The sequence below is a fragment of the Spiroplasma endosymbiont of Sarcophaga carnaria genome, assembly GCF_964019595.1.
GTDB lineage: Bacteria > Bacillota_I > Bacilli_A > Mycoplasmatales > Mycoplasmataceae > Spiroplasma > Spiroplasma poulsonii.
In genome coordinates this window covers 1742780-1762736 of record NZ_OZ026456.1, presented here as the reverse complement: position 1 = coordinate 1762736, position 19957 = coordinate 1742780, and the positions used below count along the sequence as shown (strand labels likewise).

General features: G+C 24.1%; 20 protein-coding genes. 5 read left to right on the top strand and 15 right to left on the bottom strand.

Annotation, left to right across the window (positions count from 1 at the left end; all coding sequences use genetic code 4):
- Positions 1 to 177: 177 nt before the first annotated feature.
- Complete coding sequence (locus AACK91_RS10100) at positions 178 to 1161, bottom strand: IS30 family transposase (RefSeq protein ID WP_338966321.1); 984 nt, start codon at positions 1159 to 1161, stop codon at positions 178 to 180.
- Between the two features lie 174 nt (positions 1162 to 1335).
- Between AACK91_RS10100 and AACK91_RS10095 the strand changes: the two genes are divergently transcribed.
- A complete protein-coding gene (locus AACK91_RS10095; protein ID WP_338966387.1) occupies positions 1336 to 2298 on the top strand; it encodes an IS1/IS1595 family N-terminal zinc-binding domain-containing protein in 963 nt (320 codons plus the stop codon).
- Between the two features lie 188 nt (positions 2299 to 2486).
- Positions 2487 to 3233, top strand: coding sequence for an IS1/IS1595 family N-terminal zinc-binding domain-containing protein (locus AACK91_RS10090; RefSeq protein ID WP_338966385.1), 747 nt, complete (start codon positions 2487 to 2489; stop codon positions 3231 to 3233).
- Between the two features lie 204 nt (positions 3234 to 3437).
- Here the strand turns inward: AACK91_RS10090 and AACK91_RS10085 are convergent, their stop codons facing one another.
- Positions 3438 to 4754 carry an Mbov_0401 family ICE element transposase-like protein gene (locus AACK91_RS10085; protein WP_338966382.1) on the bottom strand — a complete coding sequence of 439 codons (1317 nt, stop codon included), beginning with the start codon at positions 4752 to 4754 and terminating at the stop codon, positions 3438 to 3440.
- A gap of 102 nt (positions 4755 to 4856) precedes the next feature.
- Between AACK91_RS10085 and AACK91_RS10080 the strand changes: the two genes are divergently transcribed.
- Complete coding sequence (locus tag AACK91_RS10080; protein WP_338966379.1) at positions 4857 to 6593, top strand: hypothetical protein; 1737 nt, start codon at positions 4857 to 4859, stop codon at positions 6591 to 6593.
- A gap of 39 nt (positions 6594 to 6632) precedes the next feature.
- Here the strand turns inward: AACK91_RS10080 and AACK91_RS10075 are convergent, their stop codons facing one another.
- Together AACK91_RS10075 and AACK91_RS10070 are read right to left on the bottom strand one after the other, a co-directional pair.
- Positions 6633 to 6959 (bottom strand): S1 RNA-binding domain-containing protein, encoded by a 327-nt coding sequence (locus tag AACK91_RS10075; RefSeq protein WP_127093498.1) that lies wholly within the window; start codon positions 6957 to 6959, stop codon positions 6633 to 6635.
- 105 nt (positions 6960 to 7064) lie between these two features.
- Positions 7065 to 8027 (bottom strand): IS1/IS1595 family N-terminal zinc-binding domain-containing protein, encoded by a 963-nt coding sequence (locus tag AACK91_RS10070; protein WP_338963247.1) that lies wholly within the window; start codon positions 8025 to 8027, stop codon positions 7065 to 7067.
- Between the two features lie 498 nt (positions 8028 to 8525).
- On the opposite strand from AACK91_RS10070, the gene AACK91_RS10065 reads away from it, so the two are divergent.
- Positions 8526 to 9023, top strand: coding sequence for a lipoprotein (locus AACK91_RS10065; protein ID WP_338966376.1), 498 nt, complete (start codon positions 8526 to 8528; stop codon positions 9021 to 9023).
- 14 nt (positions 9024 to 9037) lie between these two features.
- Here AACK91_RS10065 and AACK91_RS10060 read toward each other — a convergent pair whose 3' ends face one another.
- The 4 genes from AACK91_RS10060 to AACK91_RS10045 form a co-directional block, all read right to left on the bottom strand.
- Positions 9038 to 11455 (bottom strand): hypothetical protein, encoded by a 2418-nt coding sequence (locus AACK91_RS10060; protein WP_338966374.1) that lies wholly within the window; start codon positions 11453 to 11455, stop codon positions 9038 to 9040.
- Positions 11455 to 12711: a hypothetical protein gene (locus tag AACK91_RS10055; RefSeq protein ID WP_338966371.1), complete on the bottom strand. Its 1257-nt coding sequence runs from the start codon at positions 12709 to 12711 to the stop codon at positions 11455 to 11457. Before AACK91_RS10055 ends, AACK91_RS10060 begins: the two co-directional genes overlap by 1 nt.
- Before the next feature lie 13 nt (positions 12712 to 12724).
- On the bottom strand, positions 12725 to 13003 hold the full coding sequence (locus tag AACK91_RS10050; RefSeq protein ID WP_338966369.1) for a hypothetical protein: 279 nt from the start codon (positions 13001 to 13003) through the stop codon (positions 12725 to 12727).
- A gap of 123 nt (positions 13004 to 13126) precedes the next feature.
- A complete protein-coding gene (locus tag AACK91_RS10045; RefSeq protein WP_338966366.1) occupies positions 13127 to 13846 on the bottom strand; it encodes a hypothetical protein in 720 nt (239 codons plus the stop codon).
- A 109-nt stretch (positions 13847 to 13955) separates the two neighbouring features.
- Here AACK91_RS10045 and AACK91_RS10040 point away from each other — a divergent pair, with 109 nt between their 5' ends.
- On the top strand, positions 13956 to 14918 hold the full coding sequence (locus tag AACK91_RS10040) for an IS1/IS1595 family N-terminal zinc-binding domain-containing protein (RefSeq protein WP_338963247.1): 963 nt from the start codon (positions 13956 to 13958) through the stop codon (positions 14916 to 14918).
- 94 nt (positions 14919 to 15012) lie between these two features.
- Here AACK91_RS10040 and AACK91_RS10035 read toward each other — a convergent pair whose 3' ends face one another.
- From AACK91_RS10035 to AACK91_RS10005, 7 genes are read right to left on the bottom strand one after another with little or no spacing between them, the layout of a single operon-like run.
- Positions 15013 to 15459 (bottom strand): hypothetical protein, encoded by a 447-nt coding sequence (locus AACK91_RS10035; RefSeq protein ID WP_338966364.1) that lies wholly within the window; start codon positions 15457 to 15459, stop codon positions 15013 to 15015.
- A gap of 12 nt (positions 15460 to 15471) precedes the next feature.
- Entirely contained in the window at positions 15472 to 17067 is a 1596-nt protein-coding gene (locus tag AACK91_RS10030; RefSeq protein WP_338966362.1) for a hypothetical protein, read from the bottom strand.
- 36 nt (positions 17068 to 17103) lie between these two features.
- Positions 17104 to 18330, bottom strand: coding sequence for a hypothetical protein (locus AACK91_RS10025; RefSeq protein WP_338966359.1), 1227 nt, complete (start codon positions 18328 to 18330; stop codon positions 17104 to 17106).
- A 17-nt stretch (positions 18331 to 18347) separates the two neighbouring features.
- Complete coding sequence (locus tag AACK91_RS10020; protein ID WP_338966357.1) at positions 18348 to 18806, bottom strand: hypothetical protein; 459 nt, start codon at positions 18804 to 18806, stop codon at positions 18348 to 18350.
- A gap of 12 nt (positions 18807 to 18818) precedes the next feature.
- On the bottom strand, positions 18819 to 19217 hold the full coding sequence (locus tag AACK91_RS10015; protein WP_338966354.1) for a hypothetical protein: 399 nt from the start codon (positions 19215 to 19217) through the stop codon (positions 18819 to 18821).
- The gene (locus AACK91_RS10010; RefSeq protein ID WP_338966353.1) at positions 19198 to 19689 is read right to left on the bottom strand and encodes a hypothetical protein; all 492 of its coding nucleotides are present in this window, start codon (positions 19687 to 19689) and stop codon (positions 19198 to 19200) included. The genes AACK91_RS10015 and AACK91_RS10010 overlap by 20 nt, the downstream gene beginning before the upstream one ends.
- Positions 19644 to 19928, bottom strand: coding sequence for a hypothetical protein (locus AACK91_RS10005; protein ID WP_040092454.1), 285 nt, complete (start codon positions 19926 to 19928; stop codon positions 19644 to 19646). Before AACK91_RS10005 ends, AACK91_RS10010 begins: the two co-directional genes overlap by 46 nt.
- Between the last annotated feature and the right edge of the window lie 29 nt (positions 19929 to 19957).

Below are 19957 nucleotides of genomic sequence, written 5' to 3'. Positions count from 1 at the left end.
AATTATTCGTATTATGTAAATCTAAGCTCCAAATTTATCTCTTGTTATTTTAATAATAACAATTTTTAAAAGAAGTGCAACTATTTTTTTAAAAAAATAAATTATTTTTAAATTTACCCTATTTTTGGCATATTTAAACACACTGAAAAATAATTTATTAAATTACTTCAAATAAACTTATCTAAAATTCTCTAAAAATACTTCTTTTGAAGTTCTTCAATTAAGAACGGGCCTTAATTTTTCATTTATAATATCGACTACTAAATCTATTTCTTGTTGCGTAACAAGATTAAAATCTGTCCCCCTACCATATCGTTTTCTAAATTCACGGTTTAGTCTTTCAATTAATGTTTTTTGATTAGGCGAAGCAGGGTCACAAAAATAAACATTAGAACCAGTAATCTTTTCCATTTCTTCAAACTTACTAAATTCTTTTCCTCTATCAGTTATTATTCCTTTAATTTTTCCAACTAAACCATTAATTCTAACTATATGTTTAAGTTTTTCTAAAACTTCATTAGCAGTATGTTCTTCTAATTTCATAGCAAAGTATTTTTTACTTGATTTCTCTGTCAAAACTAAACAACTAGATTGATGTTCTTTTCCAACTACGGTATCCATTTCAAATCAACCAACATCTGTTTCTTTATTTTCAATATCTCATATTGATTTAAATCTTTCATCTAATTTCCCACGATTATCAGGTCTTTTCTTTGTTCTATTTCTTCTACCACCATTTAATAAATTTTTCTTTAACAAACCCAAAAGACCTAAAAAAATTCATTTATAAAATGTTTTAAGACAGGCAGGAAATTTGATACCAAATTTTATTAAAAATCGCTGAATAATTTCTGCTGGTGAATCACCCAAAATATTAAATCGTAAATTTAAAAATTCTTGTTGTTCTTCTGTAAATGTAGGTATTTTTTTAATACACTTTTGTCGTTTTTTATAATAATCATCATGTGCCTCACGGGCATTATAATCTTCTATATTTGTAAATCTATTAATTTCTCTTTTAACAGTATTAATATCTCTTCCTGTTTGTCTTGATATTTCAGATAAATTAAGTGTGCCATTTTTCTTTTTGCAACTATCAGATAAAAATAAATCCTTAAAAAATCTTCGTTCATCATATTTTACATGTGTATAATCTTTCATTACTCTATATTTCCTCCAATTCTTTTATAAAAATAGTTATACATTAAATTTATAAAAAAGATAAATTTTCACATTTTTTTAAATTAAAATTATTCTTTAATTTTGTCGAAAACTCTTGATATTTATAAAATATACCTAAAATTAGGTATATTTTTAATATATAGAGGTAAATAAATGATGAAAAAAATAATTACAGAATTAATAAATAGCTTAACAGATGATCAATTTTTAGAATTTTATGAAAAAATAAAACAACAAGCAGACTTAATTAAAAAACAAAAACGTTTAAATGAAATTGATCAAAAATTTAGAGATAAAGGCATTATATGTCCTAATTGCAAATCTTTTCATTGTGTTAAAAATGGTCATAATTCCGAAGGAAAACAAAAATATTTATGTAAAAAATGTCGTGCTAGTTTTGATGCATTTCGTCATCATTTTACTTATTGAAGTCATTTAAATTATGAACAGTGAAATTTATTAATTCAAATTTCATTGTTAGGACAATCTAGTAAAATAATTTCTCGTTTTATTAAAACAACCCCAAAAACCGCTTGATATAATCGACAAAAATTAATGCAATCAAAACAATTAGAAAATACACAGTTAAAATTTAAAAAATTAAATGGTCAAATCCAAATGGATGAAACATTTATTAAAGAAATTCATAAAGGCAATTTTAAAGATAAATTTGATAAACGAAAAACTCATCTCGATCCATTTTCAACTGATACCAAATGCTGTATTCAAATGGCAGTTGATAGCAATAATAATATTTTTGTTCAATCCACAAATACCAAAATATTACAAAAACAATGGATTATTGAAAATATGAATAAGCAACTAATTAAAGAAAAATCAATAATTATTTCTGATATGCAACCACTATATTTATTAGTAGCAAAACAAACAAATTCTACTCTATATTCCACCAAAACTAGTACAAACCCTGATACTAGTTATCAAAAGTTAAATAAGATTAGTAAATTACAATCCAGTCTTAAAGAAGCCTTAATTCATTATCATGGTTTGGGTTTCACTAATATTCAAAATTATTTAAAGCTCTGAAAATGAAAATACCAACACAAAGGTTTAACACCAAACCAACAATCAACGGTATTATATTTTAACGTTTAAAAAATTTAAAGCAAAATCATAATCTTACACAAAATTAGTTTTCAAATTGTCATATTGATGATTTTTTTTATTTCATCAAGAGTTTTCGACAAAATTAAAGAAGATTTTCTTTAATTTTGTCGAAAACTCTTGATATTTATAAAATATACCTAAAATTAGGTATATTTTTAATATATAGAGGTAAATAAATGATGAAAAAAATAATTACAGAATTAATAAATAGCTTAACAGATGATCAATTTTTAGAATTTTATGAAAAAATAAAACAACAAGCAGACTTAATTAAAAAACAAAAACGTTTAAATGAAATTGATCAAAAATTTAGAGATAAAGGCATTATATGTCCTAATTGCAAATCTTTTCATTGTGTTAAAAATGGTCATAATTCCGAAGGAAAACAAAAATATTTATGTAAAAAATGTCGTGCTAGTTTTGATGCATTTCGTCATCATTTTACTTATTGAAGTCATTTAAATTATGAACAGTGAAATTTATTAATTCAAATTTCATTGTTAGGACAATCTAGTAAAATAATTTCTCGTTTTATTAAAACAACCCCAAAAACCGCTTGATATAATCGACAAAAATTAATGCAATCAAAACAATTAGAAAATACACAGTTAAAATTTAAAAAATTAAATGGTCAAATCCAAATGGATGAAACATTTATTAAAGAAATTCATAAAGGCAATTTTAAAGATAAATTTGATAAACGAAAAACTCATCTCGATCCATTTTCAACTGATACCAAATGCTGTATTCAAATGGCAGTTGATAGCAATAATAATATTTTTGTTCAATCCACCAATACCAAAAGATTACAAAAACAATGGATTATTGAAAATATGAATAAGCAACTAATTAAAGAAAAATCAATAATTATTTCTGATATGCAACCACTATATTTATTAGTAGCAAAACAAACAAATTGGTAGTATTCATTATTCTTAGGTTTTTAATAAAATTAAGTAATTAGAAACAAATTAAGTTTCGCTTATAATTAAATGATAACAAAATTTATAAAAAATTCAACTTTTTTAAAAATATAATTTTTAGTTGAAAAAATAATTTATAAATTTTGACACACTAAAAAATACTTTTTAAAATTATTGCTAATTTTAAAAGGTTTTTATTTTTTTTTATAAAGATAAAAATTGATTTTGAAATTGATTTAAATTAAATATATTAAATTCAATTTTTTCTTTATCATTTTTATCAACTTTCTCATCATTAATTTGATTATTAAGTCTTAACATTGAACCAATTAACATATTGATAAATGTTTCTTTACAATATATTTTCGCACCCCGCCCTTTAACAGCCTTAATATAATGCGATACATCACCTTCAACATGACAACCAATATTATATTCTAATGTTTGGTTTTCAATACCTTCTTTATTATTTTTAATTAATCTAATAGCTTTATTCAAAAAATCTAATTTAGTATCACTTATAAACGATTTACTATCTTCTAAATACTGTAATAATTCTTCATATTTACCATTAAAAAAATAATCAACAGCTTTATGATATGCTTCTCTATTTTCCTTATTTTTATTTTGAAAGGGATATATTTTTTTAAATATACTTGTAAGATGAAATTTATCTAAGCTATATGATACCTTGTTATTTTTATATTTTGCTTTTACTGCTCTATAAATTTTTTTAATTTGTTTTTCACCATCACTTAATATTAATATTTTAGTATCTTCATTAATATCATAAGTATCTATTAATTTAAAAATTTTATCAATAAAATTATCAATATTAGATTTATTATTTTTATTATTATGATTTTTATTCATCATTTGGAAAACGCCTTTTTTCTTTTTCATTTTTATTTTGGTTTTTGTTGACTTTTCTTTATCAACACCAACATGCATAGTAGCAAGAAATATTTTATTTTCAATTCTTTTTTTATTTTCTCGCATTGGTTCAAAAGCTCCGTCAATTTGAATATATAAAACATTATTTGGAATTTTAATTTTATTGTTATTTTTGTTGCTTATATAGTCAACTTTTTTTAAATTGGCATTTTTAAAAATATTAGATATTGTTCTTTCGCTAATATTTACATTCTCTGTTGTATGCAAAATATCTTTATATCTTTTTCCATCGCCCATAAAAGACATATATTTATCTTTTAAATTTATTTCGATTCTTTCATATTTTTTTAAGCCTAATTCTTCATCTAAAGGATAACGATTTATATTTTCTTTTTTTTCTTCATCATATTTAACATATAATCTTCTTTTAATAGGAAAATCTCCATATTCTGTTTTAATTGTTTTTGGCAATTTTGATATCACCTTATATCCTTGTAATATTTGTTCTTGTTGATATAATTTAAATATCTCATTATCTCTATTAATAAATAAATTTTTAACCTCATTGTTTGTTTCTATTATTTTATTTTCCTTATAATTTCCTAATAAATTTTGTTTTAATTCCATTTTATAATTTCCTTTCTGAATTAAAAAAATATTTTAAATTATGATACTTAATTGATACTTAATACTTCATATAATCTTATCAAAAAAGGAGGCTAATTGAAAATGCAAGATTTTACAAAAATTAATAACAAAAAACGAATTACTAGTTATGAACATTTAAATAAAAAGTATGATTTAAATTTTAGTGACTATAATTTTGGTTTTGATTGAGAAGTATTTAAAGATTTTGTTGGTGATAGTTATGCCCGATATTTTACTTCGCCAACTTTTTTTAAGTTTGTTTCAGCGGGGCGTGGTACTAATAAAACATGAAATCATTTAGCCGAAAAATTATTTTTTGCTTGTAATTTTGCCGATGCTTCATCTAATATTTTACGAAGATATTCCAACACCCACGAAGATACTACTTTCGGCGATACAATTAATGTTTGTAATTATCTATACGATAAATATGGGATTGATATAGGACCTGACAATGAAAATGGCATTGTTTGACCTAAAAATGTTAAAGAAGGTGGTGAGATTGTTTTTCCTAGTGGTGTTCGTATTGCTTTTGCTGGCTATGCTAATGGTAATAAAATTATGGGTAAAGTTGGTAAAGGTAGTGGTATTATATCGGCGTGAACAGATGAAATGATACATGCCGAAGAAAAAGAAATTTTAACTGATAAAGAACTAGATAAAAGATATAATAATTTAAGAGTTTCAATGTTTCGTTCAAAAAGTTTAAAAGTATCTTATGAAAAATACACGGATGAAAATGATAATGAACAATATAATTTAGATAATCCTATTCCAGTAAAAGAATTATCTTGGATATTTCAAGAATGAGACAACATAGCAAAACAATACATAACAGTAACAACATATTTTCATAAAACATATTCTAATCAATTTACTTTTAATCCTTTTGATAAATACCATGTCTTTTATGAAAAATTTGTAACCCCATATTTACCCTTAAATGAAAGAATTAAAAATATTTTAAAAGAACACAATCAAGTATATTCAGAAAACAAACAAGCATTTAATGGTTTGGGTATTTTTAATTTACGATTAACAATGGGTGCTGTTTGAAATAAAATACCTAATATTACTAAAAAACTTGTTTTAACAAACAAACAAGAACGACCTGATTTATTTGAACTTGAATACTACGGTTTTGAATATAACGATAATGACCCCAGTATTTATGTTTTACGAAATTATCGTAAATATATTAAAGAATATAATTTACAAGATTTTTATAATTCCAATACAAAACAGTATCAATTTGATAGTTATTCAATTGGTGTTGATTATGCTAACGGTAGTGAAGACCATACGGTATTTTTATTTAGTGGATATAAAATTAATGAAAATAATGAATATGATAAATATTTAATTGAAGAAAATGTTGTTACACCAAAAAACGCAATGAATTTAAATGAAATAGTTGAACATTACGGACAATGAATAATTAATACATTTGATAAATTTGATGATTTTGAATATGCTACATTTCATTATGATATTAATGCCCACGACTTTATGCAAAAATTACAAGAAGATATTTATCCTTATTTGGGTTATAAAATTAAAATGTTTAAAGCCAAAAAACATCAGACATCCCTTAATAAAGAAGCAGGTATAATAAATCGTGTAACATGAATAAGAAAAATGTTTGTTCAAGGCAAAATATATGGCACATTAGATAACTTTTCATTTTTAGATAAATGCATTAGTGAACTAAGATTTAGTGACACCAAAACAAACACACCCGATAGTAAAATGTATCATGACCCATATGATGCTTTGTTTTATGGTTCTTATCCATATCGTTTTAAAATGGGAATATAAAAAAGGTTTTTAAAACCTTCTAACATTTATAAATTTTATTTACTTTTTATTTATTAAATAATTGATATTTAATGACTTTTCTAAACTAGGTGATTTTTCTTGTATTTCATTACCATCATCATTTTTCAATAGTTCAGGATGACAATTTTTATAACTTAATTTAAGATGTTTTCTAACTGTATTAAAATCTAACACCTCAACTTCAATTTCATCACCAATATCAAAAAAATCTTTAATATCTTTAACAAAGTAATCTGAAACTTCACTAATATGGATTAAACCATCAGCCTTTTCTGCTCTACAAAAAGCACCATAAGGTGTAACGTTTGTTATTTTAACATTAATTTTATTTCCTTTTTTATACATAAATTCTTTAATTTTGTCGAAAACTCTTGATGAAATAAAAAAAATCATCAATATGACAATTTGAAAACTAATTTTGTGTAAGATTATGATTTTGCTTTAAATTTTTTAAACGTTAAAATATAATACCGTTGATTGTTGGTTTGGTGTTAAACCTTTGTGTTGGTATTTTCATTTTCAGAGCTTTAAATAATTTTGAATATTAGTGAAACCCAAACCATGATAATGAATTAAGGCTTCTTTAAGACTGGATTGTAATTTACTAATCTTATTTAACTTTTGATAACTAGTATCAGGGTTTGTACTAGTTTTGGTGGAATATAGAGTAGAATTTGTTTGTTTTGCTACTAATAAATATAGTGGTTGCATATCAGAAATAATTATTGATTTTTCTTTAATTAGTTGCTTATTCATATTTTCAATAATCCATTGTTTTTGTAATCTTTTGGTATTGGTGGATTGAACAAAAATATTATTATTGCTATCAACCGCCATTTGAATACAGCATTTGGTATCAGTTGAAAATGGATCGAGATGAGTTTTTCGTTTATCAAATTTATCTTTAAAATTGCCTTTATGAATTTCTTTAATAAATGTTTCATCCATTTGGATTTGACCATTTAATTTTTTAAATTTTAACTGTGTATTTTCTAATTGTTTTGATTGCATTAATTTTTGTCGATTATATCAAGCGGTTTTTGGGGTTGTTTTAATAAAACGAGAAATTATTTTACTAGATTGTCCTAACAATGAAATTTGAATTAATAAATTTCACTGTTCATAATTTAAATGACTTCAATAAGTAAAATGATGACGAAATGCATCAAAACTAGCACGACATTTTTTACATAAATATTTTTGTTTTCCTTCGGAATTATGACCATTTTTAACACAATGAAAAGATTTGCAATTAGGACATATAATGCCTTTATCTCTAAATTTTTGATCAATTTCATTTAAACGTTTTTGTTTTTTAATTAAGTCTGCTTGTTGTTTTATTTTTTCATAAAATTCTAAAAATTGATCATCTGTTAAGCTATTTATTAATTCTGTAATTATTTTTTTCATCATTTATTTACCTCTATATATTAAAAATATACCTAATTTTAGGTATATTTTATAAATATCAAGAGTTTTCGACAAAATTAAAGACATAAATTAAATATATTTCCTTTCTTTAAATAATTTAATTATATCATTAAGACTATAAAAAATCATTTGCAGGAATTGGGCGAGCGGTTGATTTTCTTAAATTTTTGTGATAAAATGACTTACAAGTTAAAAAAGATTTTGAGGTTCTTTCAAACAAATTTGGGAACCTTTATAAAATTCTTCGCTTAACGCTTAGAATTTTTCCCAAGTATTTTGAAAAGCGCGGCAAAAGTTTTTTTAAACTTTAAGTAATTTTTCGCAAAACTTATGGAAATCACCGCGAGCCCAGATTGACCCTTTCCATATAATATAAATTAAATAATTTCCTTTTAAATTCTTAAATAGCCCTTGTATATATATATATATATATATATAATTGTGATTGTAAAAAGATTTAGCGAAAGGAATTATTATATAATGAAAAAGATATTAAGTCTTTTAGGAACAATCACTTTAATAGGAACAAGTACAACAAGTTTAGTTGCTTGTAATACATCACAATATACAGAACAACAATTAAAAGAACTAAAAGAAAAACATAAAATATATACTGAAAACAAAGAAATTAAAGACAATTTAGAATGAATAGCACCACAAGAAAAACCATTTAGTAAAGTAGATAATAAGTATTATTTTGTTGTGTGGCATATAAAGAATAATGATGATTGAAGAATTATTAAATTTAAAAATAACATAGCTATAGGTTATTATCAAAAGATAATTTTAGATAAATATAATACTTATGATCTTAAAATAACAGAAAAAAATTTACTTGCTGATGAAAATCGTTTTGCGCATCATTTTTGATGAGATAGTGATGATGGAAGTAATATTAAAGCGGTTTATCGTTGAAATAATGATAGCGAACCAAATACAGATGTTGAAGATAAATTAAAAAGTTATTTAGATTTATAAATCTAAATAACTTTTTATATTTCTAATGTAAGTAAGGATATTTTTTCATTATTCCTACTAAACAATTGTAAATTATTAATATTAATTTGTTCTTTTATGGTTGGATAAGCAAATATTATACTATTTGATTGTTTTAAAAAATCAACAACTGCTATATTTGAATATGATTTTTCATCTTCAATGCCATTTTTTCAAAGATATCAGGTATCAAATTCTATTAGTTGTAAATATGTATTCCTATCTTTTCCACTGACTTTAGTTCCAATTGGTGTATTTTCGATTAATTCTAATTTTATATCTTTTCCTTGAATAATTTTTTCATTTGTTTTTTCAATAAAAATATTTATATCATAGTTTTCATAACCTCATATTCCAGATATTTCAATTTGATTTAAAGCAAATAGTTTAACATCATAAGTTATTTTAATACTATCTTCAACTAAATTTTTAGTCATACTTGCCCAAACCGCCTTAGAATAAAGTAATCTATATCATTGTGAAAAATAGTTTAAATATTCTTCTATTTTGTCATTAGAAATAATTAAATTTGTTAAATATTTGCCATATTCTCCATCTGACAGTTTAATTTCTGCCGGAATAAGAGAAGATATATTATTTGTTTCTAATTCATTTGTTAATGATAATCAATTAAAAAAATTTGCTTCTAATTGATAAACAGGATTTTCTGAAATATCTTTGTTTTTAGCAGTTACTTTAATTTCATCATCATTGTTTATATTATTTTGTTGTTTTAAATTTCAATCTGTAATTTGTCCAGTTTTAGGAGAAATAAACGGTGTATTTGGTTCGCTATCATTATTTCAACGATAAACCGCTTTAATATTACTTCCATCATCACTATCTCATCAAAAATGATGCGCAAAACGATTTTCATCAGCAAGTAAATTTTTTTCTGTTATTTTAAGATCATAAGTATTATATTTATCTAAAATTATCTTTTGATAATAACCTATAGCTATGTTATTTTTAAATTTAATAATTCTTCAATCATCATTATTCTTTATATGCCACACAACAAAATAATACTTATTATCTACTTTACTAAATGGTTTATCATTTGCATAAACTTCCATTCAATAGTTTATTGGAGTTGGTGGATTATAACCGCCGGTAAAATTAAAATAAGATGAATTTAATTTAACTTTGCAATGTTCAAATTCTCAATATCCAGTTTCTACCTCTCTTGGATTAGAAATTAATTCAAAATAATATGGTGCAAATAATTTAACATCATCATTATAACCTTTATTAATTGCATATTTACTATATGTATAATTTGACAACATATATATAATTTGTTTAAATCTTTTTACATATGTTTTATGTAATTCACTTGGATTATCTAATTTTCAGTTTTCAAATAAACCATCAATAACATCTTCTGGTTTTTGTCCTTCGAATTTTTGGCGTAATTCTGCTGCTTTATTAATGGGATTTCCTTTTTCATCGTATTTTGCTCCTTGAAATTTACGGTCATAATTATAACGATATGTTAAATAATTTAATAAAACTTTTTCTAAACCATTATTTTTTATTAAACTTAAAATATTATCTGGTTGAACATATATTTTTGCAATAAATCAAGGTAAAAAACTTTCCGTAAATCAATATTGAAATACTCTTAAAGTAGGATTTGTTTCAATAGGCATTGATAACAAAGGGACTAAACTAGCATTTTCAATATTGGATGCTGGATAAGAATATACACCATTAATATCCCCTCAGCACTTAATATTACCAAATAACATTGATTTAGGGTATTTAATCTCAATACCAGTAAATACTGTATCTTCGGGTAATGATTTTTGTAATACTAAATGAATGCTATTTTGATTTTTTCATTTAAAGTCAGTTATTTTAACTAAATGCGTAGATTTAATAATATCAACACCATTTGGTGAATAAGGGCATTTATATTCTTCAATGATATAACATTCATTTTTATTGTCTTCACTAATTGGTTCATTAATAGATACTATTTTTAAGTCTAATGTTTCTAAAAATTCTTTATCTTGTTTTGCCATATCATTAATTAAAATATCTTTTTCATCAATCATTATATAACTTGTACTGTTGTCTTGAATTGTTGTATTTTGTTGAATTTGTAATTTAAAATTAAAGTCGCTAATTTCATAACCAGTAATTTTTATATATTCGTCTTTATCAATAAAACCTATTTTAACGCTATTTTGAGAATAATTTAAGGTAGGTTTTTCTTTTGTCTTAACAAGATTATTAATTTTATAAATATATAAGGTTCTGGCACGGTCTTCTGTAAATAATTGTTCTAAGTCGGGGTCGCTATATTGTGATTGATTAGCAAAATCTAACGGAATACTATCAATTGAATAATCAATTGGTTCATCATTTTGCGCTAATTGTTCTAACATTTTTTCAGATGGTTTTAACATTATTCTTGTTCTCCTTCTTCTTCATTAGGCATATTGATAATAGTTTCGTTATTTTTTAGTTGTCTATTTAAAGTAGCATTTACTGGTAAATGAACATCAATAATTAACTCATCAATATTTTTAATATTAAATGTTCTACTGTTTAAGATGGCGTTATCATATTTAATTAACTTAATAATGAATTCAGTTAATTTAATTTCTCTAATATATATCATTTGTTCGTATGATGCGTTTGTTTGAATATTTACACCAGCAACTTCAGCTTGTGTTTGTTGTGCTCCCTTAGCAATAGCGGGAATATGATGGCGATTTATTTTATAATAATTAGTTAATAATCAATCATATATTTTGGTTAATTGCTCACCTTTAAAATTACCAGCGATATAGTCTACTGGTTGAAAATTACTATCAGGGTCTCCTTCAACTAATAACAAGTCATTTTCAATAAATGAAGCTAACATTTTACTAATTTCTTGGTCAACCACACCAGTAACCCCATTAGTATTAATGGTAAATTTACCACTATTTAATAATGGGTCTAACATTATCTTTTCAGCAATAATATCTAAAATACTAGCAAATTGCTTACCATAACGAGCAGAAGGTTCAAAATTAGGATTATTAGGAATAATTTCAATTGGAATAAAATTAAGTGGTAATATTTCTTCTCTTTGTAATGTTGTATAGTTATTTCATTTAGTATCATCAATATATAAGTCGGTAATAGTACTGTATAATTGTGTTTTTAACTTTCTAATAACTTTTACTTGTTTAGTTACATAATCAATTTCTAATTTTTCAGTAATAAAAACACTCTGGTCATTTTTAATATAAGGATCATAATCAAAAGTACAAGATACTAAATTACCCAATTCATCATACTGGTCATTGTAAAAATCAATAGTAATAAAATTAAGTTTTGAATTATTAGCAAAAATAAAGTATGCACCTTTACCATTCTTATTAATTTTATATTCGTTATATCAATTCTTATTAGTAAAGTCTTGCATTTTTAAAAAGTTATTAATTAATTGAGAGTTTATTTGTTTATTAATAAGTGGATTATAAATGCTAATTTCTAAATCTCGTGGATTTAAAAAATTAGCATTATCTTCACAAATTCTTTTTTCTAAAATCTCATTATGTTTTTGAACAGTAACATTTTTACGATTAGTAATAGTTGATGCTAAATTAAGATAATAACTATCAATATCATAACTCTTTTTTAATTTCTTTTTGGCAGGTAACAATCCCATTTATAACACCTCTTTATTTTGTTTCATCTTTTTTAATAACATCTTCAATGCTATCTTGTTTTTTATCTTTTTTAAAAAATTCAAAAATTTTATCAATTAAATAGACCAAAACACCACTAATAAGTAATGATAAGCCAATATAAAAATATTCTGGTCATGAAATTTCAATTACTTTAAATGCTTTGCAAAAAAATAACACAATTGCACTTATTATTAAAATTGCTCCTAATCCTCAAATAAATATTTTGCGAATTAATAATAAAATTTCTGATTTATACTCTTTTAAATTCATTTATAACACTCCACTTTCTTTCTAAATTATTTTTTTCTTTTAATAAATTAGCATTCATTTGTAATTAATTCATTATTATTTTTAATTATAATATTTTTATTAACCATAATTATCCTCGTTAATTTATTGTAACTCTTCTAATTTTAGAATTGTTGGCGAATATTCATCACCTGTCATTGAAATTACTACTTTATGATTATTAAGAGAATTATCTGCACTTAAAAAACCAATTCTTGTTGCTCCATTCTTTCCCAATGCTAAACTAGTTGAAATAGTTTGCAAACCACCATGATTATCTTTACATTCAAAACAAGTTGTTATAACAAAATCTGCAGTTGGTCGTTCTCAAATAAAATGAACTTTATATTTTTTCCCTAAAATAAATTTATATTTAATTACTTTTTCATTTACTCTTTCTCCAACTTCTTTTCACTGCTCGATACTTTCTTTTAAAGCATAATGTTCATTAATATATTTAGTAGTTGGTAATGTGTCATCTGTTGCTTCTAGTCCAGGCGTTTTGTTTGTTTTAATAACACTAAAATCTGCAACTTGGTCATTATTTTGGAAGATTGGGTCTCATATTCTTAATTCACCAGTTTCAGCATTAAAATCAGCATTATTACGCTTACTAGCATTTGGCATTAAAGTAATTTTATTTTGTTTTAAATCTGAAACCGCAATTTCACCATCACTATTTTTAATAATACTTTTATTATCAAATGGAACACCTATTTCATTTTTGTTATTTTTAATAATACTTTTATTATCAATCTTAGTTTTTTCTTTTTCTAATAATGCATCAACTTCTAACTGAGTATAATATGCTTCTAAATCTATCATAGTTAAATCAATACCTTCTTCTTGAAAAGCTTTAATTTTGTCGAAAACTCTTGATATTTATAAAATATACCTAAAATTAGGTATATTTTTAATATATAGAGGTAAATAAATGATGAAAAAAATAATTACAGAATTAATAAATAGCTTAACAGATGATCAATTTTTAGAATTTTATGAAAAAATAAAACAACAAGCAGACTTAATTAAAAAACAAAAACGTTTAAATGAAATTGATCAAAAATTTAGAGATAAAGGCATTATATGTCCTAATTGCAAATCTTTTCATTGTGTTAAAAATGGTCATAATTCCGAAGGAAAACAAAAATATTTATGTAAAAAATGTCGTGCTAGTTTTGATGCATTTCGTCATCATTTTACTTATTGAAGTCATTTAAATTATGAACAGTGAAATTTATTAATTCAAATTTCATTGTTAGGACAATCTAGTAAAATAATTTCTCGTTTTATTAAAACAACCCCAAAAACCGCTTGATATAATCGACAAAAATTAATGCAATCAAAACAATTAGAAAATACACAGTTAAAATTTAAAAAATTAAATGGTCAAATCCAAATGGATGAAACATTTATTAAAGAAATTCATAAAGGCAATTTTAAAGATAAATTTGATAAACGAAAAACTCATCTCGATCCATTTTCAACTGATACCAAATGCTGTATTCAAATGGCAGTTGATAGCAATAATAATATTTTTGTTCAATCCACCAATACCAAAAGATTACAAAAACAATGGATTATTGAAAATATGAATAAGCAACTAATTAAAGAAAAATCAATAATTATTTCTGATATGCAACCACTATATTTATTAGTAGCAAAACAAACAAATTCTACTCTATATTCCACCAAAACTAGTACAAACCCTGATACTAGTTATCAAAAGTTAAATAAGATTAGTAAATTACAATCCAGTCTTAAAGAAGCCTTAATTCATTATCATGGTTTGGGTTTCACTAATATTCAAAATTATTTAAAGCTCTGAAAATGAAAATACCAACACAAAGGTTTAACACCAAACCAACAATCAACGGTATTATATTTTAACGTTTAAAAAATTTAAAGCAAAATCATAATCTTACACAAAATTAGTTTTCAAATTGTCATATTGATGATTTTTTTTATTTCATCAAGAGTTTTCGACAAAATTAAAGTTGAAAAGTACGAAACATTTTCTTTAAAGTTGTTAAATTAGCCAGTGATTTTGCATAACTAGGTAATAAACCTTGTCATGTTGCCATTGGGTCATTTTGAGATGAATAATTAATATCACCAACACTCATATTTGCCGAAGTAAAAAACTCAATCGGAATACGGTTAAATATTCAATGCTCAATAGTAATAAACACCATATTAATACAAATTTTCTTTAATAATGGGTCTTTAAATGTTTCAAACTTTAATTTTGAAAATGGATAATTCAAATAGGAATTAATCATATTTTGGGCTCTTAAAGCAAATGTTTTAAATCATAATTCTAAATCACCTTTAAAGAACTTATTATAACGAACTGGAACTTGTGTAATTTTACCTGTCATTGGAATAAAATTATTATAATTTTCCAAAGTAACATTTGGTCATAATTCATTTAACATTTAATCATCTCCTTATCATTTACTTTTTTTAGAATATATTTTCTTTAATATAAATTTTTTACTATTTAGTAATGTTTTTGTTTTAATTGTTTTGTTTAAATCTTGTTTTGTTCTGAGTTGTTTGTATGTTTGAAATGCTAATCCTTTACCCAATAAACTAGTAACCACACTATCTTCTAGCGTATTTAACAATTTATCTTTATTAAAGTTATTTTTAAATTGTTCTTTCATTTTTAATATCTTAGCAATTGTCCAATATATTTTAAAACTATCTTTTACTACTTGCTGATAAGCAAGTGGGGCAAAAGAAACTAAATTAAACAAACTTGTTTTTTTAAATCCTCAACCAATAAACCACTCACTGTTCATATAGAATTTAAAGGGTTCAGGAGCCAAAACAAACTGTTCTGCTTTGATTAAAGTTGTCATAACGACAATAGGGGCATATTTAGGATTTTTATAATATATTGTTAAAGCAACTTCACCTGCAACTGATAAAGGAACAATTTTTACTGCTAAAAAAACATCAGAACCATAAGCAAAAGGTAATAATTGGCCTTTTTTAATAACCTTAGTTTCAAATTTAGATAATATTTTTTTAGTTTTATCAGTAATTTTACTAATTACTTTTTGTTTAATAGTAATTATTTGTTTTTCAATTGGGGCTAATAATTTTTTAGTTACTTTTTGAATATAAAAATTTGGGTTTAAATGATTTAATAATTTATTTAATTTAATTGGTGTTTGATGTAAAAGATTTAATAATTTATTATTATATATTTTACTACCCCGCATTAAATTAGCATTTAATAGTAGGTTTTTACCAACACCTTTTTTATGAAGATTAGTCATAATGTTATATCAATCATTAGTATTAATTTTGCTTATTTTATCAATATTTAATCCATATTCAGACAATCATTTATTAGCATTTTTTTCATTTACGCGTGGTATTTTTTGAACTAATTTAGGACTTATTTTTTGAATATTTTTCTCAATTTTTAATAAATTATTAATTGTTTCTAAATTAGAAACTTTAAAACCTTTATAAAAATCATTTCGGGCTAATTTTCCAATTGTATATAATAAAGTTTCATTATTAGCCTGCTTTGTAAAATCAAATATTAATTTATCAGATAAAACCTTTTTACCCGTAACTTGTTTTACAAAATCTTCTAAATTATTAGCAGTTATTACACCTAATTTTTCAAGTAGTTTAGTTTCTTTTGCTAATTTTAAAATTCTAGTTGTGCGAGCAGCACGCGTTAATTTACCAATTCCACCAATTGCTGGTAATAAATTTAAGGCAGTACTTTTTACTGTCACTTCTGATGTTAATTTATCGTATATTTGATTTACAGCAAAATCGGTTGCTGTTTCTACTCCAAACGAAATAAATGCTGCGGCAAAATTAGATAATCCCGCACCAAGACCAACAGTAGATGCTACACCACCAGTTAAAACTGATAAACCAAGGGCTAAAACTTGAATTCCTAAAAATTCTAATAACTGTAAACCAAAACTTTTTTCTTGTTGTTGGATTGACAATCTAGTTGGATTTTTTTTAACAGCATAAATAAGGGCTGTTTTAGATTTTCCAATTGGCATATCTATCAAACGAAAAAGTACTATTTTTTAGTACTATTAAGAATTTTTAATTTTAACATCAATCGGATTTGTTTGACCAGTAGCGTTGTTTTTACCTTCAATTTGAACTTCAACAGTTTTTTCATTTGTAATATTAATTGGTCAATCTTCACCCTTACTTTCAATAAAGTAATCAAAATCACTTTCAGTTAAAGAACTATTTACGGCTTTAACTGCTTTTAAAACAACAGCTTTAAATTGTGGTTTTAACTGTTCTGGTGTTGCTTGTGTTGGATCTGTAACATGAATAGTTGGTTTATCTAATTTATTAATTTTACTAATATCAATTTTTGTAACAATATGTTTAATAATTCCTTTGGGTTCAACTACTGCTCCACCTAAATATAAAACTCTTTCCATAATCAAAGTATTACCCATTCCAGTACCTAACGCAGCAGCACCAACTCTTAACGGAGTATGATCTTTTTTGCGTAAAATAAGCGGGTCATATTTTTTGCTAAATTTAAAAGCAATTGCATTAACACCATCTGGTAATAGAGTAATTGTTCCTTCAGAACCATCTTTATTAATAATTGGTAATTTTTTAGGAACCATATAGTATGTTGTTCCTTCAACAGTTTTCATTGCTCCACTTGTTTCAATTACGCTATTTATTTGGTCGTTTGCTCCAAGTTGTAACTGTAATTTATTACGAATTCCACGAATAAAATCAGCCGAACCTAATACAACTGTTTCTGATGGGGTAAAGCCGTTTTCATATATTTTATCCATAATTTCATCGTGGATTTGTAAAGCATTTGTATCATCTGCTTTTTGTCCTTGAATAGTTGTAACTGTTCCTTTATTAATAATTTCTAAAATTTTATTGCGTTTATAAGCAACCTCAGTATCCATTGCTTGCTCAATATCAGCAGCCCAAAGATTAGGATTAAAATCACTTTCTACGGGGTCTAATTTACGAGCAAAAGTTAAAATTGTATCTAATTCAACAGTTCCATCTTCAAATTCCACTGTTGAATATTTTAGTAGGTTATCATCAGTATTAAATACTTGTCCTTCGTTTCCTAGACCTTCATTGTATTTAATATTTTTCTTTCTTTTATATGTTAAACCAAACTTATTTACTTCTTTTCATGCAAATAAAGCTTCTCAACTAAATTTTTGTTGATAAGTTTGTAAATATCATTGTTCAAATGTTTCTCGGTCTCGTTTTGTTGCTTGATTAGCAATATCTCCGAAAATTCTTTGTGGGTTTTGTGCCATAATTTACTTCCTTCTTTCTATTTATTAAATACATTGTCTGTATCTAAAATATTGTTTTCTTTGTTTTCTACTTTTGGTACGCCACCAGTATTAACTGTTTGTACCTTAATTAATTCATCATAAACACTCTGCAATTGTGTTTTAATGATTTCAATATCATCAGTAATATCATAAGACTTTAATAAAACATTTTTAAATTCTTCATTATCAGTTAAAGAATTAATAAAGTCAATTACTTCAATTTGTTTTAATTGAATTGTTTGTTGTTCAATTTGTGAAGTTAATTCAGTATTTTTTGTTTGTAGTTCGTTGATTTGCTGATTATTATTTTCTAAATTACTTGCATTAAATTCTTCAACTTCAGCAGTATTTTCTAAAATAATTTCAGCAGTTTTAATATCTAAACTACCATCTTCGCTTTTAATAGGTTCATTATTTTCATCAATAAGAACATATTTTACATTTTTTAATGCCATTGATTTTTCCTCCTATTTTTTAATATTTGTATTTGTTCTTTTTCTAATCGCTTTTTGTATAATTTCAAAACTATCTACTCTAAAAGATAAAAAATAGCGTTTAGTTTTTATATTTAACTGATTAAATACTGAGCCTTTAATTTTTATCTCATCATCTTTTTTTAATTTTAAAAACTCAGTTAAAATAGATGGGTTATATATTGATAATGTTGAATAATTTAATCCGTCTCATTGACATTTAGCCGAACAAGCATCAACTTCAACACCCCCAGCAACCAGTGCCTTAATTTTAGTTTTAATCGGATTTTCATGTAATCTAACAGTTAATTCTAACTTATTAATTTTTTTATTTTTTATTTTAGGTTTATTAGTTACTGATTTTTTAGGTAAATTACTTTTTGATTGTGCCATTTTTATCAACTCCTTTTGCTAAAAAATACTGTAAATGTTTTCAAGCATCGTGTTCGTGCTCTGACATTTTAATATTTCCTTTATAAATATAATTTTTCTTAATGACTGGTGATTGTAAAATATATTTTAAATTAAATAGATATTTGCATAAAACTTTTAAACCACCAATAAATTTAGGAGTAGATAATGGGTTTTTTATTTTTAAACCTTTATGAAGTTGATAATCTTCAATTATTACAATAACTTTATTTAAATAAGAACAAATTTTATTTTTAAATTCATTTAATATTAAATATATATTACTTATTGCTTCTTCTTCATTTTTGGAATTAAAAGTAATATTATTAATTATTTTCTTTTGCAAAACATTATAAATAATAATACCAGTTTGTCCAATTCCAGCAGGGTCAATTACAATAATATATTTTAATTTATTTGTTTTATTTTTTTGTCAATTTGTAATATTTTTCATCCATCTGATGCTAAATCTAAAATATCGTTAATTTTATAATATTGCATATAAGAAGCAATAACATCTCACTTGTCTTTAAATAAATTTAAGTACATTTTGGCTCATTCTAAACATTGCAAATCATAATGATTTTTATGATGTGAAATACGACAATTAACAGGCTGACAATTAGCTCATTCAAAAGATGTTGTTATTTCATTTCAAGTTTTATTAATATACAAACTTTTATATTCTGTCATTTATCTATATTCCTTAATTCTTTTTATTT